At 71.5% G+C, this 22985-nt stretch carries 26 protein-coding genes; 21 read left to right on the forward strand and 5 right to left on the reverse strand.

All coding sequences use genetic code 11. From position 1 onward, the window contains the following. Nucleotides 1-47 precede the first annotated feature (47 nt). Both ACFYWX_RS30675 and ACFYWX_RS30680 read right to left on the reverse strand, forming a co-directional pair. On the reverse strand, nt 48-314 hold the full coding sequence (locus ACFYWX_RS30675; RefSeq protein ID WP_389427582.1) for a hypothetical protein: 267 nt from the start codon (nt 312-314) through the stop codon (nt 48-50). Nucleotides 315-365: 51 nt separating this feature from the next. Next, nucleotides 366-1763 (reverse strand): Tat pathway signal sequence domain protein, encoded by a 1398-nt coding sequence (locus ACFYWX_RS30680; RefSeq protein WP_389427584.1) that lies wholly within the window; start codon nt 1761-1763, stop codon nt 366-368. A 298-nt stretch (nt 1764-2061) separates the two neighbouring features. Between ACFYWX_RS30680 and ACFYWX_RS30685 the strand changes: the two genes are divergently transcribed. The 11 genes from ACFYWX_RS30685 to ACFYWX_RS30735 all read left to right on the forward strand — a co-directional run bounded on the left by ACFYWX_RS30685 (nt 2062) and on the right by ACFYWX_RS30735 (nt 12056). After that, nucleotides 2062-2565, forward strand: coding sequence for an SRPBCC family protein (locus tag ACFYWX_RS30685; protein WP_389427586.1), 504 nt, complete (start codon nt 2062-2064; stop codon nt 2563-2565). Nucleotides 2566-2664: 99 nt separating this feature from the next. After that, nucleotides 2665-3861, forward strand: coding sequence for an aspartate aminotransferase family protein (locus ACFYWX_RS30690; protein ID WP_389427588.1), 1197 nt, complete (start codon nt 2665-2667; stop codon nt 3859-3861). 52 nt (nt 3862-3913) lie between these two features. Next, nucleotides 3914-4960 carry an SDR family oxidoreductase gene (locus ACFYWX_RS30695; RefSeq protein ID WP_389427590.1) on the forward strand — a complete coding sequence of 349 codons (1047 nt, stop codon included), beginning with the start codon at nt 3914-3916 and terminating at the stop codon, nt 4958-4960. A 31-nt stretch (nt 4961-4991) separates the two neighbouring features. Then, entirely contained in the window at nt 4992-5444 is a 453-nt protein-coding gene (locus ACFYWX_RS30700) for a hypothetical protein (RefSeq protein ID WP_389427592.1), read from the forward strand. Next, the gene (locus ACFYWX_RS30705; RefSeq protein ID WP_389427594.1) at nt 5441-6418 is read left to right on the forward strand and encodes a bifunctional lysylphosphatidylglycerol flippase/synthetase MprF; all 978 of its coding nucleotides are present in this window, start codon (nt 5441-5443) and stop codon (nt 6416-6418) included. The genes ACFYWX_RS30700 and ACFYWX_RS30705 overlap by 4 nt, the downstream gene beginning before the upstream one ends. Nucleotides 6419-6443: 25 nt before the next feature. Next, on the forward strand, nt 6444-7394 hold the full coding sequence (locus tag ACFYWX_RS30710) for a VlmB-like protein (RefSeq protein WP_389427596.1): 951 nt from the start codon (nt 6444-6446) through the stop codon (nt 7392-7394). Next, the gene (locus ACFYWX_RS30715; protein WP_389427598.1) at nt 7391-8299 is read left to right on the forward strand and encodes an alpha/beta fold hydrolase; all 909 of its coding nucleotides are present in this window, start codon (nt 7391-7393) and stop codon (nt 8297-8299) included. The genes ACFYWX_RS30710 and ACFYWX_RS30715 overlap by 4 nt, the downstream gene beginning before the upstream one ends. After that, nucleotides 8286-9416 (forward strand): acyl-CoA dehydrogenase family protein, encoded by a 1131-nt coding sequence (locus tag ACFYWX_RS30720; protein WP_389427600.1) that lies wholly within the window; start codon nt 8286-8288, stop codon nt 9414-9416. Before ACFYWX_RS30715 ends, ACFYWX_RS30720 begins: the two co-directional genes overlap by 14 nt. A 91-nt stretch (nt 9417-9507) precedes the next feature. Continuing rightward, complete coding sequence (locus ACFYWX_RS30725) at nt 9508-9987, forward strand: type II toxin-antitoxin system RatA family toxin (RefSeq protein ID WP_389427602.1); 480 nt, start codon at nt 9508-9510, stop codon at nt 9985-9987. Further along, entirely contained in the window at nt 9984-11561 is a 1578-nt protein-coding gene (locus tag ACFYWX_RS30730) for an MFS transporter (protein ID WP_389427604.1), read from the forward strand. Before ACFYWX_RS30725 ends, ACFYWX_RS30730 begins: the two co-directional genes overlap by 4 nt. Before the next feature lie 126 nt (nt 11562-11687). Continuing rightward, nucleotides 11688-12056, forward strand: a complete 369-nt coding sequence (locus ACFYWX_RS30735) for a DUF3040 domain-containing protein (RefSeq protein ID WP_389427606.1) — start codon at nt 11688-11690, stop codon at nt 12054-12056. A 491-nt stretch (nt 12057-12547) separates the two neighbouring features. On the opposite strand, the gene ACFYWX_RS30740 is transcribed toward ACFYWX_RS30735, so the two are convergent. Continuing rightward, nucleotides 12548-13555: a Ppx/GppA family phosphatase gene (locus ACFYWX_RS30740; RefSeq protein WP_389427608.1), complete on the reverse strand. Its 1008-nt coding sequence runs from the start codon at nt 13553-13555 to the stop codon at nt 12548-12550. An 80-nt stretch (nt 13556-13635) separates the two neighbouring features. Between ACFYWX_RS30740 and ACFYWX_RS30745 the strand changes: the two genes are divergently transcribed. Then, the gene (locus tag ACFYWX_RS30745; protein ID WP_389427610.1) at nt 13636-13836 is read left to right on the forward strand and encodes a hypothetical protein; all 201 of its coding nucleotides are present in this window, start codon (nt 13636-13638) and stop codon (nt 13834-13836) included. 229 nt (nt 13837-14065) lie between these two features. Continuing rightward, on the forward strand, nt 14066-15499 hold the full coding sequence (locus ACFYWX_RS30750; protein WP_389427808.1) for a cytochrome bc complex cytochrome b subunit: 1434 nt from the start codon (nt 14066-14068) through the stop codon (nt 15497-15499). On the opposite strand, the gene ACFYWX_RS30755 is transcribed toward ACFYWX_RS30750, so the two are convergent. Continuing rightward, nucleotides 15417-15821, reverse strand: a complete 405-nt coding sequence (locus ACFYWX_RS30755; protein WP_389427612.1) for a cytochrome c oxidase subunit 4 — start codon at nt 15819-15821, stop codon at nt 15417-15419. The two genes, ACFYWX_RS30750 and ACFYWX_RS30755, sit on opposite strands and share 83 nt — an antisense overlap. After that, nucleotides 15811-17490 (reverse strand): cytochrome c oxidase subunit I, encoded by a 1680-nt coding sequence (gene ctaD, locus ACFYWX_RS30760; RefSeq protein WP_389427614.1) that lies wholly within the window; start codon nt 17488-17490, stop codon nt 15811-15813. The genes ACFYWX_RS30755 and ctaD overlap by 11 nt, the downstream gene beginning before the upstream one ends. 166 nt (nt 17491-17656) lie before the next feature. Between ctaD and ACFYWX_RS30765 the strand changes: the two genes are divergently transcribed. The 8 genes from ACFYWX_RS30765 to ACFYWX_RS30800 all read left to right on the forward strand — a co-directional run bounded on the left by ACFYWX_RS30765 (nt 17657) and on the right by ACFYWX_RS30800 (nt 22951). Beyond that, a complete protein-coding gene (locus tag ACFYWX_RS30765) occupies nt 17657-18028 on the forward strand; it encodes a DUF6479 family protein (protein ID WP_389427616.1) in 372 nt (123 codons plus the stop codon). Between the two features lie 151 nt (nt 18029-18179). Beyond that, nucleotides 18180-18359 carry a hypothetical protein gene (locus ACFYWX_RS30770; protein WP_389427618.1) on the forward strand — a complete coding sequence of 60 codons (180 nt, stop codon included), beginning with the start codon at nt 18180-18182 and terminating at the stop codon, nt 18357-18359. A 346-nt stretch (nt 18360-18705) separates the two neighbouring features. Then, the gene (locus tag ACFYWX_RS30775; protein ID WP_389427619.1) at nt 18706-19383 is read left to right on the forward strand and encodes a HemK2/MTQ2 family protein methyltransferase; all 678 of its coding nucleotides are present in this window, start codon (nt 18706-18708) and stop codon (nt 19381-19383) included. Next, the gene (locus ACFYWX_RS30780; RefSeq protein ID WP_389427621.1) at nt 19367-19642 is read left to right on the forward strand and encodes a CDGSH iron-sulfur domain-containing protein; all 276 of its coding nucleotides are present in this window, start codon (nt 19367-19369) and stop codon (nt 19640-19642) included. Before ACFYWX_RS30775 ends, ACFYWX_RS30780 begins: the two co-directional genes overlap by 17 nt. Continuing rightward, nucleotides 19642-20688 carry an iron-containing redox enzyme family protein gene (locus ACFYWX_RS30785; protein ID WP_389427623.1) on the forward strand — a complete coding sequence of 349 codons (1047 nt, stop codon included), beginning with the start codon at nt 19642-19644 and terminating at the stop codon, nt 20686-20688. The genes ACFYWX_RS30780 and ACFYWX_RS30785 overlap by 1 nt, the downstream gene beginning before the upstream one ends. Before the next feature lie 91 nt (nt 20689-20779). Further along, the gene (locus ACFYWX_RS30790; protein ID WP_389427625.1) at nt 20780-21472 is read left to right on the forward strand and encodes a transcriptional regulator; all 693 of its coding nucleotides are present in this window, start codon (nt 20780-20782) and stop codon (nt 21470-21472) included. Next, on the forward strand, nt 21469-22446 hold the full coding sequence (locus tag ACFYWX_RS30795) for a threo-3-hydroxy-L-aspartate ammonia-lyase (RefSeq protein WP_389427627.1): 978 nt from the start codon (nt 21469-21471) through the stop codon (nt 22444-22446). Before ACFYWX_RS30790 ends, ACFYWX_RS30795 begins: the two co-directional genes overlap by 4 nt. 139 nt (nt 22447-22585) lie before the next feature. Then, nucleotides 22586-22951, forward strand: coding sequence for a cupin domain-containing protein (locus tag ACFYWX_RS30800; protein ID WP_389427629.1), 366 nt, complete (start codon nt 22586-22588; stop codon nt 22949-22951). The last annotated feature ends 34 nt before the right edge of the window (nt 22952-22985 follow it).

Genomic DNA, 22985 nt, shown 5'->3' on the forward strand with positions numbered 1-22985 from the left:
CCCGACGGCGCGGAACGCAAACCGGGCCCGGGCGGCGCGCCTCGTCGTCACACCTCGTTGAAGCCCCGGGCGGCGTCGTAGATGTCGGTGTCCACGACGACCACGGCGTTCCAGGCCACGACGTAGATGACGTTGAGGCCGTCGGACCAGATGGAGCGGGTGACCTCGTCGTTCCGGAAGGCGAGGTGGGTGCGGGGGCCGTAGGGTTCCTCGGCGAGCTCCTCGGCGAGTCGCAGCAGCCGCTCACGGTCGTCGGGTGGGAGGTAGTCGCGGAGTCTTCCCGCCCGCTCGGTGAATTCGACGTGACGCTTCATATGGGGCCGCAGTGTACGGAGGGGGCGCGGCCACTTCGAACGGTTTTCCGATCAGGCCCGCAGCGGGTTGGCGCGTGCCGCCGCCAGCAGATACCAGGCGGTGGCTCCGGTGTGCCGGTAGGGGTAGTAGCCGAACCCGAAACCGGTGTCGAGCGGACTGCTGGCCGAGACGACTCCGGACCGCTCGGCGACCGGCCTGCCCCCGATGGTCTGGCCGCCGCCCAGCAGGTCCTGCGCGCGCTCGACGGAGGCGAGCAGCCGCCGGGCGCGGGCCTCGTCCCCGGGCGCGCGGCGGTCGCGCAGGGCGAGGGCCAGGTGGGCCGTGCCTTCGAACCACACGCCGCCCCGGTCGGGCCTCGGCTGCCCCTCGGCGATCGGGGCGTCCTCGTTCGCCAGGAGACTCGCGGAGCTGAAGGTGACGCCTTCGTAGGACTGGCCCACGGGGACCGTGCTGTTGCGGCGGTCGGCCGTGTCCCAGACGGCGAGTTCGGTCGCGGCCCAGTCCAGGGAGCGGGCGTATGCGGGGGAGGCGAGGGCGAGGTGGGTCCAGGTCTGGGTGTCCTCGGGGATCGGCGACCTGTTGACGGTCACGCCGTCGTTGGTGCCGGTGTAGAAGAAGCCGCCGGAGGGCTCCCACATGCCTCTCACGAACGCCGCCGCCCACGCGCGCCGCTCCCGCCACACCCGGTCCCCGGTGAGCTTGGCGAGCGCTCCGAAGAGGCCGATCAGGTCGGTGTTGTGCTCGGTCGAGGTGAAGGGCAGCTTCTCATCGGCCCCGTTGACGCCGAACTTGTAGCCGCCGAGGGGCTCGTCGGTGCGGCCGACGCGCTCGATCCACTGGCCGATCCGCACGGCGCCGGTGAGGAAGCGCCGCTTGCCGGTCCGCTGGGCGAGCGCGCTGAGCGCGATGCCGGCCCAGGCCATGTCGCCCACCGCCGTGCCGGTGAAGCCGAACTGGGTTCCGACGTTGGCCGTGCCGTCCGCCCTGACGAAGCCGTCCGGCTGCGGCGAACCGTCGTAGAAGGTGTACGGGCCGACGTTGTATGCCTGCCGCAGTCTGCCGTCGTCGTACCCCGGGTCGTGGGCCTGGGCGTAGAGGAGCGCGTCACCGAGTGCCGCGGCCCGGGAACGGGCGCCCTCGGTGCGGGAGGCGAGGTGGGCCAGGACGGCGAGGGCGTTGTCGTAGGTGAACGCCGTGCTGAACAGGCCGGCCTGGTCGGTGTAGCTCTGGGCCAGCCGGATGGTGCCGTGCTCCGGGTAGGCGTCCGTGGCGGCGGCGAGGAAGGCGTACGCGCGGCGCGGGGCGGTCGAGGCACGTTCCGCGGCAGCGGCAGCGGCAGCGGCAGCGGCCGGGCCGGCGCCGGTCGCGGTCAGGGCTGCGGCGCCGGCACCGAGTCCGGTGCCGATGAGCGCACGGCGGCTGAGCAGCGGGCCTTTACTGCCGTTCATGGGTCTCCTCGAAGTCGCGGTTGAGGTCGCGGTTGAGAGCGCTCTCACAGACGCGCGCTCATTGTGCTGTGGGGTCGGGCCCGGGTCAACGTCACAAGTCACCAACCGCCCTGCGTCTTTGCTGTCCAATTCATACATTCGCGCCGCTTTGAACTCATCCCGAGGCTTCCCTAGATTAAAGCGGAATTCCCAGCTCCACTGTTGACCCGTCATTGATCACCGCTATAGTGAAGGACTGTCAAATCCTGCACATTCAAAGATGAGTTCTGGCGCACCTCCCGGCATGTTTGGAGACCCGGTGGACCAGCGAGGGAAGGTCGAGGAGAGCGCTCTCATTTCCGCTCCGGCCGATTCCGTTTATCTGGCCGTGAGTGATGTCCGTCGCATGGGCGAGTGGAGCCCGGAATGTGTCGGCGTCTGGTCTCGGAATCAAAAGTTCCAGGCCGGATCCCGCTTCATCGGATTCAATCGCCGACGTTTGTGGTTCTGGTTCACCTCATGTACGGTCGTGCGCGCCGAACATGCGCGCGAATTCGCTTTCGAGGTCCGGACGTTCGGCATGCCGGTGGCACTGTGGGGCTACCGCTTCGAGGACCGGGAGGGGGAAAGCCTGGTGACGGAGTACTGGGAGGACCTGCGGACCGGACGCAGCGCCCCGGTCGCCAAGCTTCTCGGCCTCGTCTTCACCGGCACGCCGCCCGCCCACCGTGCCGCGGTCAACCGGGACGGCATGCGAAGGACCCTGGCCAGGATCAAGGCGGCAGTGGAACGTGGAAAGAATCCACGGACGAGCGGCATATGAAATGCCGCTTTTCAACGGGGGAGTTCACAGATGAACACAGGTTCGTTAGAAGGAAGATTTTCCGAGGACGATGACGCGATCACCCTGCACCGTAAGTACGTGAGCAGGGGACGCAGTCAACTGGCGTCAATGTTCGGCGGACTGGTCGAGCAGTCCGCGTCCGGAGCCCGTGTCGTGACCACCGACGGGCAGGAATTCCTCAACTGTGGGGGATACGGAGTCTTCTTCACCGGGGCGGGACATCCGCATATCGTCGCGGCGGTGCAGCGACAGGCGGAACAACAAGCCCTTTCCACCCGCCTCTTCCTCGACCCGGCCGTCGGTCCGGCCGCCCGGGAGCTCGTCTCCGTGGCACCGGCCGGGCTCGAGCGGGTGCACTTCGCCGGATCCGGCACGGAGGCCACCGAGGCGGCCATCAAACTGGCCAGGGCGCACGGCAAGCGCCGGCTGATCTCGATGGAGAACGGTTACCACGGCAAGACCCTCGGCGCCCTGACCCTGACGGCGAAGGCCCTCTACCAGACCCCCTTCCGGCCGCTGCTGCCCGACGTCACCCACGTCCCGTTCGGTGACGTCCCCGCGCTCGCCGAGGCGCTGCGGGCCGGCGACGGCGACGCCTGCGTCGTGGTGGAACCCGTCCAGAGCGAGGCCGGCGTCGTCCTGCCGCCGCCGGGCTACCTCAAGGAGGTGGCCGCACTGTGCCGCGAGCACGGCGCCTTCCTCGTGGTGGACGAGGTGATGACCGGGCTGGGACGGCTCGGCGCCTGGTGGGGCTGTGACCTCGCCGAGGTCCGGCCGGACGTGCTGCTCGTCGGCAAGGCCCTGTCCGGGGGCGTCGTACCGGTGTCCGCCGCGCTGGCGACCCCGGAGGCGTTCGAGCCCTTCGACGCCGACCCCTACCTGCACACCTCCACCTACTCCGGGGCACCGATCGCGATGGCCGCGGCTCGCGCCACCGTCGAAGTGATCCGTGACGAAGGGCTGGTCGGCCGGTCCGCCGAGATCGGCGCGCGGCTCCTGGACGCCCTGCGCGCCATCGCCGCCGACCGGGCACCGGGCCTGGTCCGCGAGGTGCGCGGTGCCGGTCTGCTCATCGGCATCGAGCTCGCCGACGCCAGCCAGGCCGGGGAGTTGCTGCTGGAGATGGTCGACCGCCACGTGGTGGTCAACCACTCGCTCAACGCGCACCCCGTGGTCCGCCTCACGCCTCCCGCCGTCATCACGCCGCAGGAGGAAGCCCAGCTGCTGGAAGCGGTGGACGGCTCCCTCACGGCCATGGCGAAGACCTTCTCCTGACCTCTTCCGCACTTTCCGCGACGGCCCGCGAAGGGCTGCGAAAGGCCTCGACATGACCCTGTCGACCAAGACCGTCCTGCTGACCGGGGGCGCCGGCGTCCTCGGTACGGCCCTCATACCGCAGTTGCACCGCTACCAGGTCATCGGCCTGGCCCACCACCGGCCCCCCGCCGGATGCGACCGGGTGGTGCATGGTGACGTCTCCAAGCCCCTGCTGGGGCTGGACGCCGCCGCCTACCGCGAGCTCTGCGCCGACGTGGACGTCGTGGTCCACGCGGCGGGCATGGTGAAGTTCAGCGGCACCGCCGAGGAGATGGAGACCCTCAACGTCGAGGGCGCCCGGCAGATCTCGCGGTTCGCTCTCGACGCCGACGCCCCGATGGTCCACGTCAGTACCGCGTACGTGGCACGTCTCGAGGAGATCCGTGCGGCCGGCGGCGACGAGACCGGGCGGGCCGGCAGCAGTCCCGCCCTGTACGTGTCGTCGAAGGCGGCCGGCGAGAAGATCGTCACCGACAGCGGCGCGCAGGTCGTGATCGTGCGCCCGTCGATCATCATCGGCGACTCCGTCACCGGCGAGATCTCCGAGGCACAGGGACTGCACACGTTCGCCCACAACGTCCTGCGCAACCGGCTGCCCTTCGTGCCCAGCGCCCCCGAGGGCCACGTGGACTTCGTCGCGCAGGACGTGGTGGCCCGGGCGATCGTGTCCCTGCTCGACACCGACGTGCGGTCGGGCGAGTACTGGCTCAGCGGCGGCCCCCACGCGCTCACCACCCACCGGCTCGTGGAACTGATCATCGAGGAGGCGGCCGCCGAGGGCCTCCACGTCGACCCCCTTCGTGTGCTGGCCCCGGACATCGTCGAGCGCCTGGTGCGCCCGGCCTTCTTCGACGTGGTGCCCGACTGGGCGACGACCCGGCTCGACCGCCTGCTGGACATGACCGCCGTGCTCTTCCACGACTATCCGATCCCCACGTCGCTGGCCGAGATCCCCGGCTGCGAGGCGGCCGCGGACGTCAAGGCCAACGAGGAGGCGTGGCGGGCATCCCTGCGCCACATGATCAAGAGCCGGTACGACGTCTACGCCTCGGCCTGAGAGCCGACGCGTCACGAGCGAGGGAATGACCATGAGCGCCGAGCAGGCCTTCGGGCACCGGCAGAACTACCTGACGACACGCGCGGAGTACCTGGGTGCCTTCGGGGTGGCGGCGGTCGCCTTCCTGTGGCACATCGACGAGGTGCGCTGGGGTCCGGCGATCCTGCTGTTCCTCTACATCGACCTCATCGGCTACATCCCGGGCCTGATCGCCTACACGCTGTCCAAGGACGCCAGGATCCACCCGGTGTTCCACGTCCTGTACAACGTGATGCACACCTGGATCACCGCGGGAACGGTGATCCTGCTGTGGGCGTGGCTGGTGCGGCCGGAGTGGGCGCTTCTCGTGGTCCCGCTGCACCTGTTCGGCGACCGGGGGCTGCTCGGCAACTACGCCAAGCCCATCGACCTGCCCTTCGAGCACTTCGAGACCGGCAGGCAGAAGGCCCACCGCGCGCAGCGGGCGGAGGCACACGCGATATGACCGCCCCCCGACCGGCCGCCCTGGACGGCCTCGCCGCGTACGCCGACCACCCGAGCGGTTTCCTCGCGTACAACGACGGGGTCGAGCACTTCACCTCCGCGGCCGTGCCGGGCGTCGTCGCCCACCGGCGCCGCGGCAACAGTGTCTTCCTCTTCGGCGGGCCGTTCGCGCCGCCGGAGCACCGCGCCGACCTGCTGGCCGAGTTCCAGGCACGGGTGGTCGGCAGCCGGCGCCGGCTCGTGGCGGCGCAGGTGCGGGCGACGGACGTGGAGCTGTTCACCCGACAGGGCTGGACCGTCAACCAGTTGGGCAGCTCGTACAGCATCGACCTGGGCGCGTTCTCGCTCAGGGGCAAGGCCCTCGCCAAGATCCGGCAGAACATGGCCCGGGCCCGGCGCGAAGGGGTGACGGTCCGTGAGGTGTCCGCGCTCGCGCAGCCCGCGGCGCTGGACGAGATCGACCGCAGGTGGCTGCGCGACAAGGGCTGGCACGTCAAGCGGATGACGTTCCTGGTGGGCGAACGCCAGGGCCGCGGCGCCCCGCACCGGCGGCTGTTCGTGGCCGAACGGGACGGGAAGGTCATCGGCTACATCACCTACTCGCCCGCGTACGGCGCCCGCCCCGGCTGGCTGTACGACCTGACCCGGCGTACTCCGGATGCCTCGGTCGGCACCATCGAGCTGATCAACTTCACGGCGCTGGAGACGTTCGCCGAGGAGAAGGCCGAGTGGCTCCACCTCGGACTGACCCCGTTCGCGGGACTCGGCGCCGAGCCGACCATGGCCAGCCCCCTGCTGACCCGCATGGTGAGACTGATCGCCGAGCGAGGGGCGTTCGTCTACCCGGCCCGCACCCAGCAGGCGTTCAAGCTCAAGTGGGCGCCCCATGTGATCGAACCCGAGTACGTGGCCTTCAGGGGCGGCCCCAGGCCGTCCTCCCTGTGGCAGCTGTTCCGCATCACCAACGCAATCTGAACCGACCGACCGTGAGGAAGAGACCATGACGTCGAACATCGCACCCGAGGCCGACTGGGACCTGGCGCCCAACGTGCTGGAGGGGGCCCGTGAGCTCAGACTCAGCCCCGAGCAGTGCGACCTCGACTACTGGATCGCCAACGTCGCCCAGGGCACCCTCAAGGGCCTGGTCAACGGCCACCACCCGGACGCCCCGACCCCGGAGTACATGCTCAAGCCCGGTCCCCTGCGCGACGCCCTCCTCTTCGAGTTCTCCTTCCGCTCCATCGCCGAGGACAAGGCCGCGCGCGCCATCACCTCCCTGGTGGCCAACGCGCCCGACGTGAAGTCCATGGAGTTCTACGCCACCCAGCTGCTGGACGAGGCCCGGCACGCGCAGGCGTTCCGCGCCCACATGACCGAGGTGGGCGTCCCGCAGGCGGAGCTCGACGACGTCATCGAGCAGTACGCGGGCGAGCACCAGCGAGGCGTCCTGGACCCGCTGGAGGCGTTCGGCCTCGACGTGATGAACGGACCGCACCCGTACGTCTCCGGGGTCGCCGTCCTGACCATCCTCGTCGAAGGGGTGCTGGCGCCGACCGGCGAGCTCAGCGAGCACAAGTGGAAGATCGTCGACCCGGCGGCGGCGAGCGTCGAGCGCGGAGCCGGCATCGACGAGATCCGGCACCTGACCGTGGGCAGCGAGATCGTCAGGCGCAGCCTCGAACAGGACCCGGGTATCAAGGAACACCTCGTGGACGTGGTGCGGCGCGGCAACGAACTCTGGGGCACCCTGCCGGTGTTCGCGGTGCTCCAGCGCCGGGAGGAGCTGTTCCAGGCGGGCATCGAGCAGATCGCCGACGTCATCGGCGACCACGAGATCTGGCCCGGACGCCGTCTGCTGGACAGCACGCCGGAGGAGCGGATCACCACCGCGCTGGAGTGGGCCGGGGCGACCCAGACCGCCCGGCTCGCGTACATGGGGATGGGCGAGTGAGCGATCGTCCCGACGAGACGGCCGCGGCCGACCGGCTGACGGTCGGGCTGCCGGACGGCGCCGAACTCGCGGTGCACCACTGGCCGGGCGCGCCCGGCGAACCCCTGGTCGTGGTGTGGCCCGCCCTCGGCGTACGGGCACGGTTCTACCGGCGTTTCGCCACGACCCTCGCGGCCCAGGGCCTCGGCGTGGCCGTGGTCGACCTGCGGGGACACGGCGACAGCCGGCCCCGGCCGGACGCCTCGGCCCGCTACGGCTACCACGAGCTGGCCACCGTCGACTACCCGGCCGTCTTCGCCGCCCTGCGCGAACGGGCCCCGGGCAGCCCGGTGTTCCTCCTGGGCCACAGCCTCGGCGGCCAGATCGGCCTGATGTACGCCGCCAGGAACCCGGCCGACCTGGACGGCGTGCTGCTCGTGGCCGCCGGTACACCGCACTTCCGGACGTATCCGGGGCTCACGGGGCTGATCCCGCTGCTCGGCACCACCGTCGTCGCGGGCGTCGCCCGCGTGCGCGGCTACTGGCCGGGCGACGTACTGCGTTTCGCCGGACGGCAGTCCCGGGTGCTGGTGGGCGACTGGGCCCGGATGGCCCGGACCGGCCGCTACCGCCCGGCCGGGGCCGACGTCGACTACGAGGACCTGATCGGTGCGCTGCGCCTGCCGGTCCTTGCGGTGTCCGTCGGAGGCGACGTGCTGGCCCCGCCCGGCGCCGTGGACGCGCTGACCGGCCTGCTGCGCGGCGCCGACGTGTCCCGGTGGCACCACGGCGAACGGCTCAGCCACATGGCGTGGGCCAACCGGTCGGAGCCGATCGCCGACGAAATCGGCCGGTGGATCGGCAAGACCCTCACCGGACAGTCATGGCACGCACCTTCAGGGGGAGACGGCGATGCGGTTTCTTGAACGCGAGCGGCAGACGCTGGAGAAGTTCCTCCCGGGACTGGACGGCCGACTGGCCGCCCTGACCCTGCAGGAACGGGAGCGGCCGCAGGGCCCCGCGCTCGCCCTCTTCAAGGAGGCGGGCGGCTCCGGGGTGGTGGTTCCCTCGGAGCACCGGGGCCTGGGCGCGAGTGCCGTGGAGGCCGTACGGCTGCAGCGCGCCATCGGCTCGCGCAGCCCGTCCCTCGCGGTGGCCACCACCATGCACCACTTCTCGGTCGCCGGACTGATCCAGGCGTACGAGGTCACCAAGGGCATGGAGTGGATGCTGCTCGAAGCCGTCGCCGACCAGGGGCTGCTGATGGCCTCCGGGTTCGCCGAGGGCAGGTCCGGCCAGTCGATCCTCGCCTCCTCGATCACGGCCAGGCAGGACGGCGACGCCATCGTCCTCAACGGCTCCAAGAAACCGTGCAGCCTGTCCGCGTCGATGGACCTGCTGACCGCCTCCGTCATGCTCGACACCGAAGGCGGCCCGCAACTCGCCGTGGCGGTGGTCCCCGCGGCCACGCCGGGCATCTCGGTGCACCCGTTCTGGGGCACCGCCGCGCTGGCCGGCGCGGAGAGCGACGAGATACGGCTGGAGGACGTCCGGGTCCCGCCGGACATGGTGGTCCGCACCGAACTGGGCGATGACGGCAGCCTGGACGACATCCAGACCGTGGGCTTCATCTGGTTCGAGCTGATGATGGCGGCCTCGTACCTGGGCATGGCGAGCGCGCTCGCCGAGCGTGTCCTCGACGGTGGGAGGGCGGACCCGGCCGAGCGGGCCCGGATCCTCGTCGAACTGGAGGCGGCGATGGGCGGCGTCGTGGGCGCCGCGGCACCGCTGGACGCGGACGGCCCCGTCGGCCAGGCCGAACTGCTCCAGTCACTGGTGTGCCGGTTCTCGGTGCAGGACACCATCGACCGCGTGGTGCCGCGTTGCCTGGAGGCGCTCGGCGGCATGTCCTACGTCTCCAGCGACGAGACGTCCTACCTGGCTGCCTGCGCCGCGGCCCTGAAGTTCCATCCGCCGTCCCGGGCCTCGTCCGCGGCGGCCCTGTGCATGGCCTTCGAGGGGGGCCCGCTGGTCATCGGCTGACCCGGGCCGGGCCCGGGGCGGACCGGCCGCACGAGCACCACGTACCGAGACATCTCATCGAGATCAGATCATCGCACCGGAGGAACCCGTAGTGGCCTGCTTCATACGTGTCGAGGGATTACTGTCCGACCGGGACGCCGACCAGGTGTTCGACCGCATCCGTGACTTCGAGCGCTACTCCGACCACACCGACGCCGTCCGCGAAGTCACGGTGACCGCCGACGAGGCGGGCACCGTCGACTCGGCCTGGGCCGTGAACTTCCGCGGCGGCGTGCTGACCTGGACCGAGCGGGACGTCGTCGACGCCGCCGCCCGGCAGATCACCTTCGAACAGCTCACCGGCGACTTCGCCCGGTTCGTCGGCACCTGGGACGTCCGGCAGGCCGGTGCCGACGTCGTGGTGCTGTTCGCCTGCGAGTTCGACATGGGCATCCCCAGCCTCGAGCCGATCATCAACCCGGTCGCCATGCGCGCGCTGAGCGACAGCATCGGGCTCATCCTGCGCGGGCTCCTGGGCCAGGAGATCGAGCTCACCAGCAGCCGGCGGGACTCCGCGGTCGTCGGCTCGTGACCGCCCCGGCGGCGCATGGCCGCGGATCACGCCCGCTGCGCCTGGCGTTCATCTGCGCCGGTGTCGTCATGGTCTACCTGGACAGCACGGTGGTGGGGGTGGCGCTGCCCGACATCCAGTCCGAACTGGACATCGGGGTCTCGGCACTGCAGTGGGTGTTCGACATCTACGTCCTCACCTTCGCCTGCTTCCTCCTCACGGCGGGGACGCTCGGCGACACCCTGGGACGCGGCCGGGTCTTCCTGGTGGGCCTCGTCGGATTCACCGCCGCGTCGGTGGCGTGCGCGCTGTCCGGGACCATCGAGGCGCTGCTCGTGGCCCGGGCCGTCCAGGGCGTGTTCGGCGCAGTCATGATCACGGTGTCGCTGGCCCTGATCCGCCAGCTCTACACCGAGGAACGGGCCCGGGCCTCGGCGGTGGCGGTGTGGGCCGGCGTGGGCGGGGTGGCGCTGGCCGCCGGGCCGATCGTCGGTGGGCTGCTCGTGGACGCGTACTCCTGGCAGAGCATCTTCTGGATCAACCTGCCGATCGGTGTGGTCGCCATCGCGGCCCTGGCCCGACTGCTGCCGCTCGGCGCGGGGGCCCGCAGCGAGCGGGGAGCGGCGGGCCGGCGGATCGACTGGACCGGGCAGGTGTTGTTCGTCGCCGGTATCGGCGTGATGGCGTACGCGCTGATCGAGGCCGGCGAGCGGGGCTGGGGTTCGGCGCGCATCCTCGGGCTGCTCGGCGGTTCGCTGCTGGTGCTCGTGCTGTGTGTGCGGTGGGAGAGGCGGGTTCGCAGTCCCATGCTGCCGCTGGCGCTGCTGCGCAACCGGGTGGTGCTGATGACCTGCTCGGTGAACTTCCTCGGCTTCTTCGGCCTGTTCGGGATCATCTTCCTGCTCACCCTGTTCCTCCAGCAGGTGAACGGGCTCACCCCCGTGCAGACCGGGCTGCGGCTGCTGGCGCTGACCGTGTCCATCACCGTGGCGTCGGTGCTGGCACCGGCCGTCGCCGGCCGACTGGGGACACGGCTCGCCATCGTCCTCGGGTCGCTGGTGGCGGCGGGCGGATTCGTGGCGCTGCTGGGCATGGAGGCCGGCAGCGGCTTCGGCACCTACTGGTGGCCGCTCGTGCTGATCGGCGCCGGCGTGTCCGTGGTGGGGGCGCCGGCCACCGTGGCACTGCTGTCGGCCGTGCCCCCGGAGCAGGCCGGTGTCGCATCGGGCATGTCCCAGACCTGCCGACAGGTCGGCGCCGTCTTCGGCGTGGCCCTGTCCGGCACGCTCGTCCAGCGGGAGCTGCACTCGGGCCTGCCCGACGTCCTGGCCGCGGTCCCGCTGCCGGGCGCGGCCCGCGAGAAGTTGGCCGAGGCCATCGAGCACGGGCGCCTGAACGACATCCCCGCCCAGTCGCCGTCCCTGCGCGAGCACGTCCTGCGCTCGGTCGGCGACCTGATGACCCAGGGCTTCCACGCGGCCGTCCTCGTGGCGGCGGCGGGCGCGGCGCTGGGAGCGGTGGCGGCGGCGGTACTGCTGAGCCGCCGGGAGCCGACGGGCGCGACGGCGGACGGCCAGGAGCCGAAGGTGGCGTAGGCGCCGGCGAGACCGGCCGGGCCGTGTGGCCCGGGCGGATCCGGATGGCACGCCCCGTACCCTGCTTCGGGTGGCGGGTTCCGGGGCACTCGGCGGGCGGATCACCCGAGCTCGAAGGAGGCAGCCGTGGACGAAGGGGACACGGACGACGTTCGTCTGTCGCCGGGCGAACACCTCGCCCTGCTGCGGATCGAGGCAGCGCTGGGACGCGACCGGCGCTTCGCGCGGGCCATGCGCGGCAGGCCCGCGGGGCCGTGGTCGGCCGTGCGGCGCTTCGCCCGCGCGAAGCGCCGCAGGCCCACCGGGCCGTGGCTGGCCGTGTCGGTCCTGGCACTGGCGTGCGCGTCGGTGCTCCTCGCGGTGCTGGGCATCCGCACCGCCGACCCCGCCGTCGTGTGGTGCTTCGCCGCGCTGTGGCCGCTCACCCTGCTCCAGACCTTCCGACTGCTGCGCCGCCTGACCCACCGCGACGACCGCGACCCACGCCGGATGTGATCTCCCCGGGGAGCGGCCCGGACCGACCGGTGCCCGCGTCCCCGGCGGCCGCCCCACCCCACCGCACGCCGACCTCCCGGCCGACTCATCACGGTCGCGGCCCGGCCGCGCCGCCCGGCGGCACACGCGCCGTGTCCGGCTCGCCGCGGCAGGGAACAACAACGCGCAGGGGTCGGCTCGCCGCGGCAGAGGACAACGCACCCGGTCGGCTCGCATCCGCTGCGCACGCATCGTGCTCAGTTCTGCCGCCGCATGACATGCGCCGAGCTCAATTCCACTGCGGCAGGGCACGCGTCGTGTTCAGCTCCGCCGCCGGACCGCGCTGTGCTCAGTCGTGCCGCCGGGGCACACGTGCTGTGCTCAGTGCTGCCGCCGCAGGGCACGCGCCGCGCTCGGTTCCGCCGCGGCGGCGCAGGCGGTGTGTTCAACTCCGCCTGCGCCGCCGTAGCGCACGCATAGTCGTCCGCTCTGCCGTCGCACCGGCACCCTGTTCAGCTCGTCGACGCCGCCACCCGCAGGGGCACGGTGCCAGGGGCCGTCTCGCCGTCGGTCTGGGGGGCGATGCCGGTCCACCAGTCGGGGCCCTCCTCTATGTAGCGGAGCAGGATGCCCTCTCTGATGGCCCAGGGGCAGAGTTCCACGGTCCGGATGCCGGTCAGTTTGAGGGCGGTGTGGCCGACGATCGCGCCCGCGAGACTCTGCCGGGCCCGCGGCGCGGAGATGCCCGGCAGCAGCGCACGCTCGGTCGCGGGGAGGGCGACGAGGGTGTCAATGGCGCGGCGCAGGTCGGAGCGGTGCAGGACACGGTTGACGAACGGACCGTCACGCCCGGGCGCGGCTCCGCACAGCCGGGCCAGTTGCTGGAACGTCCTGGAGGTGGCGACGGCGGTGCGCGGACCCTCCCAGCGGATGCGGGCCGAGACGTCACGCAACTGGTGGCGCACCTTGCGCCGCAGCGCCTTCACTTCCTCCGGTGAGGGAGGGTCCCCGGTGCGGAAGAACTCGTTGGTCAGCCGGTTCGCGCCGAGCGGCAGCGCCGCCGCGAACTCCGGCAGCCGCCCCCGCCCGAAGGCCACCTCCAGGGAACCGCCGCCGATGTCGAACAGGGCGAGCGGCCCGCACCGCCAGCCCAGCCAGCGCCGCGCGCCGAGGAAGGTGAGCTCGGCCTCCACCTCGCCCGGCAGGGTGCACATCCGCACCCCGGTCCGGTCGTGCACGGCGCGCAGCACGTCCAGCCGGTTCGGCGCCGACCGCACGACGGCGGTCGCGAACGCCAACGGGCCCGCCGCTCCCCACCGTTGGGCCTTGCGGGCGGCCGCCTCCACCGCCTGCGCCAGCTGCTCCACCGCCTCGTCGCCGATATGGCCGTCCGGCGCCACCTGTTCGGACAGCCGCAGCTTCCACTTGGCGGTGTGCACCGGCAGCGGCACCCCGCCCTCCACGTCCGCGACCACCAGCCGCACCGTGTTCGACCCAGCGTCCACCACTCCTACACGCATGGTGGCTGCGTACCCCCACGCGCGTGCGTAATGCGCGCCTCCGGGGAGATGAGCGACCGATGTTCGGGTACCCGGCGCCCATGCGAAACATCCTGAAGCACCGTCACACACACAAGGAGCCGACCCGAAACGCGACGGAGGAGGTCCTGGAGGAGCTCGAGCAGGAGGGCGAGGAGGACGACGTCGACACGTCGGAGCCGACGCGCGGCGGAACGGGCGACCCGATATCGCCCAGCCCGGACGCCAACCGCAGGACCGCCGAGGGCCGCCCCTCCGAGTGATGTCGTCCGAACGGGTGTGACCAACGCGCCGGGCGGGTGTTTCGCCCGGCGCGGGCACTTCCCCGGCGCGGCGCTGGCAAGGCATCCCCCATGACGGGCGTGGCCCGGTCGCGGAGGGAGGCGTCGCGTGGAGCGCGAACGGACTGACGGGGCTGCTGCGAAGGCGGCCACCGCGAAGCTCGTCGACGCGGTCGACGCCCGGCTGCCGTTGTACGACGGGGGCGGCGGGATGCTGCGCAAGGCGTTCCCCCACCACTGGTCGTTCTTCCTCGGTGAGCTGGCGCTCTACAGCCTGATCGTCCTGCTGCTGACCGGCGTCTGGCTGACCTTCTTCTTCAAACCCGAGATGCGCGAGGTCGTCTATCACGGCTCGTACGTGCCGCTGCAGGGCATCCGCATGTCCGCGGCCTTCGACTCCACCCTTCACATCAGCTTCGACGTGCGCGGCGGCCTGCTCATCCGGCAGATGCACCACTGGGCGGCCCTCGTCTTCGTCGCCGCGATCGGTGTGCACCTGCTGCGCATCTTCTTCACCGGGGCCTTCCGCAGGCCGCGGGAGATCAACTGGGTGATCGGCGTCACCCTCCTCGTGCTCGCCCTGGCCGAGGGCTTCGCGGGCTACTCCCTCCCCGACGACCTGCTCTCCGGCACGGGACTGCGCATCGCCCAGGGCATCATGCTGTCGCTGCCGGTGGTGGGCACCTACGTGAGCATGTTCGCGTTCGGGGGCGAGTTCCCCGGGCAGGACATCGTGCCCCGGCTGTACAGCCTGCACATCCTGCTGCTGCCCGGCGTGCTGATCGCGCTGGTCACGGTCCACCTGACCCTCGTCTTTTACCTCAAGCACACGCAGTGGCGAGGTCCGGGCAAGACGAACGCGAACGCCGTCGGCAAGCCGATGGTCCCCCAGTTCGCGGTGTCCTCGGCCGGCCTGTCCTTCATGGTCGCCGGCGTGCTGACCCTGCTCGCCGGCATCGCGCAGATCAACCCGGTCTGGGTCTACGGCCCCTACCGCGCGGACGTCGTCTCGACCGGCTCCCAGCCCGACTTCTACGTCGGCTTCCTGGAGGGCGCGCTACGGCTCGTACCGCCCTGGGAGACCAACCTCGCCGGGCACACCGTCATGTGGAACGTGCTCCTGCCGGCCGTCGTCCTTCCCGGGCTCTTCTTCCTCGTCCTGTACCTGTATCCGTTCGTCGAGCAGCGGCTGACGGGGGAGTGGGAGCAGGAGCACCATCTGTGCGACCGCCCGCGCGAACGCCCCGTCCGCAGTGGACTCGGCGTCGCCGGCATCGTCTTCTACGGCGTCCTGCTGCTGGCCGGCGGCAACGACATCATCGCCCAGACGTTCCGCATCTCCGTGAACGCCCTCACCTGGATCCTGCGCGTCGCCCTCGTCGTGGGCCCGTTCCTGGCCTTCATGGTCACCCGGCGCCTGTGCCACGCCCTGCTGGAGTCGGAGCGCGAACGCCTCACCGGGGGCGAAGGGACCGGTGAGGTGCGTCAGTCCGTCGCCGGGGGCTACGAGAGCGATCACCGGCCGGTGGAGAGGTTCCGGCCCGGCGCCCCCAGAACGCCGGTCAGCCCGGCCGGCCGGAGTCCCGGTCGGCGTACTGGAACACCATTCCGAACACCCCGGCTCCCAGGACGCCGACGCCGATGAGGAAGAGCCACAGCCCGTACACCACCCCGGTGGCGGCGACCGCGAACCCGGCGGCGGTGAGGATCGGCCAGCGGCTCTCCGGAGGGAAGAACTCCAGCGGCCCGGCGCCGTCGGCCACCTCGGCGTCGGAGCGGTCCTGGGGGCGGCGTCCCCTGCGCCGGTGGTTCATCGCGCAGAAGAACGAGATCACCGAGGCCATGAGACACGAGACGATCAGCGCCGCCGTGCCGGCCGGATCGGCGTGCGACCAGATGCCGTAGAGCACCGCGGTGCCCGCGAAGAAGAGGGCGACAACGCCGAACAGCAACGCCTCAGTCCTCATGGGGCATGTGCTCCTGTTTCCGCTGTTCGATGGCCGGATGGTGCAGATCGAAGGCCGGGGACTCCGAGCGCACCCGGGGCAGGGCGACGAAGTTGTGCCGGGGCGGCGGACAGGACGTCGCCCACTCCAGTCCCCGCCCGTAGCCCCAGGGGTCGTCCTCGGTGACGCGGCGGCCGTGCCGGGAGGTGTGCCACACGTTGTAGAGGAAGGGGAGGGTGGAGACGCCCAGCAGGAACGCGCCCACCGACGACAGGGTGTTCAGCAGCGTGAAGCCGTCCGAGGGGAGGTAGTCGGCGTACCGGCGGGGCATGCCCTCCTCACCGAGCCAGTGCTGCACCAGGAAGGTCAGCTGGAACGCCGGGAACAGCAGCCAGAAGTGCAGCTTGCCCAGGCGCTCGTCCAGCATCCGGCCGGTGAACTTGGGCCACCAGAAGTAGAACCCGGCGAACATCGCGAAGACCACGGTGCCGAACAGCACGTAGTGCAGGTGCGCGACGATGAAGTACGAGTCGGTGAGGTGGAAGTCGAGCGGCGGCGACGCGATGAGTACCCCGCTCAGCCCGCCCAGCAGGAACGACACCAAAAAGCCCATCGCCCACAGCATGGGTGTCTCGAACGACAGCGAGCCGTGGCGCATCGTGCCGATCCACGCGAAGAACTTGATGCCGGTCGGCACTGCGATCAGGAACGACATCAGCGAGAAGAACGGCAGCAGCACCGCTCCGGTGGCGAACATGTGGTGCGCCCACACCACCGCGGACAGCATGGTGATCGTGATCGTCGCGCCGACCAACGGCAGGTACCCGAACAGCGGCTTGCGCGAGAACACCGGGATGATCTCCGAGACGATCCCGAAGAACGGCAGCGCCACGATGTACACCTCGGGATGCCCGAAGAACCAGAACAGGTGCTGCCACAGGATCGCCCCGCCGTTCGTCGCGTCGAAGATGTGCGAGCCGAACTTCCGGTCCGACTCCAGCGCCAGCAGCGTCGCCGTCAGCACCGGGAACGCGGGCAGTACCAGGATCGATGTGAACAGCACGTTCCAGGTGAAGATCGGCATCCGGAACATCGTCAGTCCCGGAGCGCGCAGACACATGATCGTGGCGATGAAGTTGACCGCGCCCAGGGTGGTCGACACGCCGGTGACCACCAGCCCCATCACCCACAGGTCACCGCCCGCGCCGGGGGAGTGGTAGGCGCTGTTCAACGGCGCGTACGCGAACCAGCCGAACGCCGCCGCCCCGCTCGGCACGACGAAGCCCGAGACGACCATGAGGCCACCGAAGAGGTACATCCAGTACGACAGGGCGTTCAGCCGGGGGAAGGCCACGTCCGGCGCGCCGATCTGCAGCGGCATCACGGCGTTCGCGAACCCGGCGAACATCGGGGTCGCGAAGAGCAGCATCATGATCGTGCCGTGGATGGTGAACAGCTGGTTGTAGCCGTCCTCGCTGAGGAACTGGAGCCCGGGGCGGGCGAGTTCGGCCCGCATCGCCATCGCGAGCAGCCCGGCGAGGAGGAAGAAGCAGAAGGCCGTGACCATGTACAGGCGGCCGATCACCTTGTGATCGGTCGTGGTCGTCCAGCGCAGCACCGTACCGCCGAAGGATTTCCGGGGGGCGGCAGGGCGCCGGGGCCCGGCGGTGCGGTCCGAGAGTTCGGTCATCGTCCTCCTCGTCCTCCTCGTCCTCCTGGAATGCGCGCCTCGCGAGCGGCAGCCCGACGCTACTGCCGCGACCCGGCGCGGCCGCTCACGCCACGCCTCGCGTTGCGCCGTCGGAGGGGTCTGCGGCACCCGCGCGTATTCCGGCGGCGGAGGGTACCCGGGGACAATGGACACCATCCACTACGAAGCAGCCGGGGCCGGCACCACCTTCGGATTCGTCGTCATCCTCGTCGGCGGCCTGATCATCACCGGCGCGTTGGTGTGGGCCGTCCGGCTCGGCATCAAGGTGCGCGGGCGCGAGCAGGCGCATCTGAGGCCCGGTGAGAGCCATCCCCGCCTTCCGGAGGACGGGCCGGTCCGCGAGGCCCGGGAGGTCCGCGAGCCCGACGAGGTGCCCCGCGCGGCCGACGGGAGCGAACGCCTCACCCCGCACGAACTCAGGAACTCCGGCAGCAGGCGCAGCGAGGACCAGACGCCCCCGCGCTGGGACGAGGGCTCCAGCGGCTCGTTCGGCAGCGGCGGTGTCGGCGGGAGGTGAGCGGGCCGACGGGCCCGGCTTCCCGGGTACGCGGGGCGCGGGAGTTTGGCCGTGGCGCGAACGGGGACTCGGTCCGTACACCCGACACATGGGGACGTACCCCCGCCGACATGTGGGGACGAAGCGACCGTAGAAGGAAGATGAAGCAACCGTGACCGCGCACGCCATGGAGAACCCGGTTGTCCGAAGGCCCGAGACGGGCTGGGCGAGGGCCCAGCGCCTGCGGGGCAAGAGCGTACGCACCTGGATCTCGGCCGTCGACGGCCGAACCGCCGCGTCGTCCGCCGACCGCACCGGCCCCGAGTGGAACATCGTCCGCGGCGAGGACTGACCGGATCCCTGTGAGGCGCCCCGCCCGCGCCGACGACTCATCGGTCGTCGGCGCGGGCGTTTTCGTTGCTGTCTCCGTTGCTGAGGAGCACAGGACCAGGAGATCGTTCGTGCGGCCCGTCGATGCAGCCTTCCTCGAGGTCGTCCGGCGTGATCGTCCGCCGGATGCCCGGATGCCCGGATGCCCGGATGCCCGGATGCCCGGATGCCCGGATGCCCGGATGCCCGGATGCCCGGGAGCGCGAGAGGCGCACCGATCAGGTGTGGCGCACGCGCAGGTGGGGGACCCGGGAGCAGCGACGGAGATCTGACCATCCGAGTGCCGTCAGGGCACGGCGAGGAGCCCGATGACCACCGAAACCACCACGCCGCCCGTTCCGCTGCGGCTGCGGACCCCGCCCGGGGTGTACGAGCCGCAGCACGACACCGCTCTGCTGGCCGACGCGCTGCGCCGTGAGGGCATCCGGCCCGGCGCGGACGTCCTGGACATGGGAACGGGCAGCGGGGCTCTCGCGCTGGAGGCCGCGCGGCTCGGCGCCAGGGTCACCGCGGTGGACATCTCCTGGCGGGCCGTCCTGACCGCCCGCCTCAACACGTGGGGCTTCCGGCAGCGCGTCAGCGTCCACCACGGCGATCTGACGGCCGCCGTCCGACACCGCTCCTTCGACCTGGTGATCAGCAATCCACCGTACGTGCCGTCCCCCGGCCGATGGCCGCCGCGGGGAGCCGCGCGCGCCTGGGACGCCGGGCAGGACGGGCGCGCCCTGCTGGACCGGGTGTGCGCCGAGGCGCCGGAGGTGCTGCGCCCCGCCGGTGCCCTGCTGCTGGTGCACTCCGGTCTGTGCGGGGTGGAGGACACGCTGACCCGGCTGCGCGGCGCCGGGCTCAGCGCGGGGGTCACGGACCGGACGTCGGTCCCGTTCGGCCCGGTGCTGCGCTCCAGGCTGGCCTGGCTGCGCCGGCGCGGTCTGCCCGCCGTCGGCCTGAGGGAGGAGCTGGTGGTGATCCGTGCCACGAAGGAATGAGCGTCCGTGCCGTATCCGCGCCGAGCGCGACGGGCCGCTGCTCGTCGAGGGCCCGGTCGAGATCGTCGGCGACGACGGCGAGGTCGTCACCTCCAGCCGCTTCACCGTGGCCATCTGCACGTGCCGCCGGAGCGGCATCTACCCGTGGTGCGACACCAGCCATCGGCGACGCAGGAGGGGTGAGGGGGAACGCACCTCGGCAAAGGACGGTACGTCCTCGGCCAAGGACGGTACGTCGGAGACGAAGGGAGCCGGCTGATGCCCATCGGTCGCGAACCGCGGGAGCGGAGCCCGCGGCTGCCCACCGCGCGGGGCCGGCTCTCCAACGCCGTGCTCGGGGCCCTGCGCGACCCGTGCCACCAGCCGTCCCTGTGGTCCGTGGAGGACGCCGACCCGTACGGCGACGACCTCCAGCTCGCCCTGTACGTCCTCTACGAGCTGCACTACCAGGGCTTCGACGGCGTCGACGACGACCGGGAGTGGGACCCCGCCCTCCTGCGCGTCCGCCGCGCCCTGGAGCACCGGTTCCTCGCGGCACTGCGCGCCGACGTCCTCGGTGGCGCGACGGCACGGCAGGCCCTGGACGACCTGCAGACCGAGCCCGTCGGCCCCGAGGCCGCCGGCGTGACCCACTTCCTGCGCGACGAGGGCGAACTGCGCCACCTCAGGGAGTACGCGGCCCTCAGGTCGCTCTACCACCTCAAGGAGGCCGACCCGCACGCCTGGGTCATCCCCCGCCTGCACGGCCGGGCCAAGGCCGCGATGGTCGCCGTCGAGTTCGACGAGTTCGGCGCCGGCCGGGCCGAGGAGATCCACGCGCGGCTGTTCGCCGACCTGATGGAGGACCTGGGGCTCGAGACGGCCTACGGCCACTACGTGGACGCCGCGCCCGCCGAGCTCCTCGCCACCGTCAACCTCGCCTCCCTGCTCGGCCTGCACCGCGCCCTGCGCGGAGCCCTCGTGGGGCACTTCGCCACGGTCGAGGTGACGTCGTCCCCGGGCTCCCGCCGACTGGCCAAGGCGCTGCGCCGGGTCGGGGCCGGCCCCGCGGCCGTGCGCTTCTACGACGAACACGTGGAGGCGGACGCCGTGCACGAACAGGTCGTGCGGCACGACGTGATCGGCGGGCTGCTGGAGAGCGAGCCCGAACTGGAGGCCGACGTCGTCCTCGGTATCCAGGCGACGAACCTGCTGGAGGACCGCCTGGCCGCCCGCCTCCTCGACGCGTGGCGGCGCGGCGGCAGCGCGCTGCTGGACGCCCCTGGCCATGGCTCACGGCGGCGGGAGACGCAGACGGCCCGGTAGGCGCAAGCTCTGGACTGTCTGTACAGAGTCTGGACTGCACGTCTAATATGGCATGCGCAGGGGCCGGCCGGCCCCGTCCGAGAGGGGGCGCATGGCATCCGATCAGTCCCTGGAGCGCGAGCGGGACGCGATCATCGCCGCGCTGGGCCCGGTCGCCGACGGGATCGCTGCGACGTTCGGCCCTGTGTGCGAGGTGGTGATCCACGACTACCGGAGCCCGGAGAAGTCGGTCGTCGCCGTCGCCGGTGCGGTGACCGGACGCGCGGTGGGCGGAGCGATGAGCGAGATCGGCATGCGCGTCCTGGCCCGCGGCGACGAGGCCGGTGACGAGCTGAACTACCTCACCAGGACCGGCGGCGGACAGTTGGTGAAGTCCTCGACGATGGTGCTGCGCGACTCCACGGGCGTGGTCTTCGGTGCCCTGTGCGTCAACCTGGACGTCACCGCCGTCAACCAGGCCCGGACCCTGCTCGGCGCGCTCGCCGGACACGCCGGGCCCGGCGCCGGCACCGAGCCGCCGGTGACCACCTTCGGCAACGACATCGACTCCGTCGTGGACGCCCTCGTCGACGCCCATCTGCTGCGGCAGAGCCAGACCTGGGCCGGCCTCGACCGCGCACGGCGACTTGAGCTGTTCCGCAGCCTCGACGAGCGGGGCGTGTTCGCCGTGCGCCGCGCGATCGAGCAGGTGGCGGTGCGCCTGGGCATCTCCCGTGCCTCCGCCTACAGCTACCTCTCGCAGGCCAGAGCCACCGATCAGACCCCCGAGGGAGACCCCACGTGACGACCGCACCCCCGCCGATCACCCTCGACGACGTCCGCGACGCCGCCGCGAGACTCAAGGGCGTCGCCCACCGCACGCCGGTGCTGCGCTCCCGTACCCTCGACGCGCTCGTGGGCGCCGAAATCCTCCTCAAGTGCGAGAACTTCCAGCGGGTGGGCGCGTTCAAGTTCCGCGGCGCCTACAACGCCGCCTCCCGGCTCACCCCCGAGCAGCTCGCCCGGGGCATAGCCGCCTACTCCTCCGGCAACCACGCCCAGGCCGTAGCCCTGGCCGCTCGCGAACTCGGCACCACCGCCGTGATCGTCATGCCCGAGGACGCCCCGCGCTCCAAGCGCGAGGCCACCGCCGGCTACGGCGCCGAGATCGTCACCTACGACCGCTACGCCGCAGACCGCGTCGCCATCGCCGAAGCCCTGGCCGCCGAACGGGGCCTGACGCTCATCCCGCCCTACGAGCACCCGCACGTCATGGCAGGCCAGGGCACCGCGGCCCTGGAACTCCTGGAGGAGGTCGGGGAGTTGGACGCCCTGCTGACACCGGTCGGCGGCGGCGGACTGATCGCCGGCAGCGCCACGGCGGCCAAAGCCCTGCACCCGGACATCCGCGTGATCGGCGTCGAACCGGAGGCGGGCGACGACACCAAGCGCTCCCTGGAGGCGGGCCGGCGCGTCGAGATCCCCGTGCCCCGCACCATCGCCGACGGCCAGGCCCTGCACATCCCGGGCGAACTGACCTTCTCCGTGAACCGGCGGCTCGTCGACGACATCGCCCTGGTCTCCGACGACGAGATCCGCCGGGCCATGCGGTTCGCCTTCGAGCGCCTGAAGATCGTCGTCGAGCCGAGCGGCGCCACCCCGCTGGCCGCCCTGCTCAGCGGCCGCGCCGGCCCCCTCCCGCGCCGCGTCGGCGTGATCGTCTCGGGCGGCAACATCGACACGGCCCGCTTCGCCTCCCTCTGCGGCGACGCGGACTGACCCGGTTCCCCCGATTGGCGGCCCCGAGTGGAGGGGCGGACGATGGAGTGGTGGGGCTCGGTCCCCACCGGTGACGACCAGGGCCGCCGGGGAGACGGGCCCCGGCCGTGGTGAGCCGCGGCCGGAAGGGAGGAGCGTCATGCTGGAAGTGAAGACGCTCGACAAGCCGGACGAGCGGCGCGATTTCCCCCGCGGCCACCTCGAAGCAGTCCACATGACGGGCCTCGACTTCGCCGTGGCGACCTTCGAGCCCGGCTGGCGCTGGACCGAGTCCGTGGCACCGATCGCGGGCACCGACAGCTGCCAGGTCCACCACAACGGCTACGTGGTCCAGGGACGCATGCACGTCACCATGGACGAAGGCGGCGAGACCGAGGTCGGTCCCGGCGACGTCTTCGTGGTCACGCCCGGACACGACGCCTGGGTCGTGGGCGACGAACAGTGCGTGGTGTACGACTTCGCGGGAGAGATGGCCACGGGCTACGCGAAGGCCAAGAAGGGCTGAGCGTCGTCGAGACCAGTGGCAAAGGTCCTTGCCT

Origin of the sequence: Streptomyces sp. NPDC002888 (assembly GCF_042888465.1) — a bacterium.
Lineage (GTDB): Bacteria > Actinomycetota > Actinomycetes > Streptomycetales > Streptomycetaceae > Streptomyces.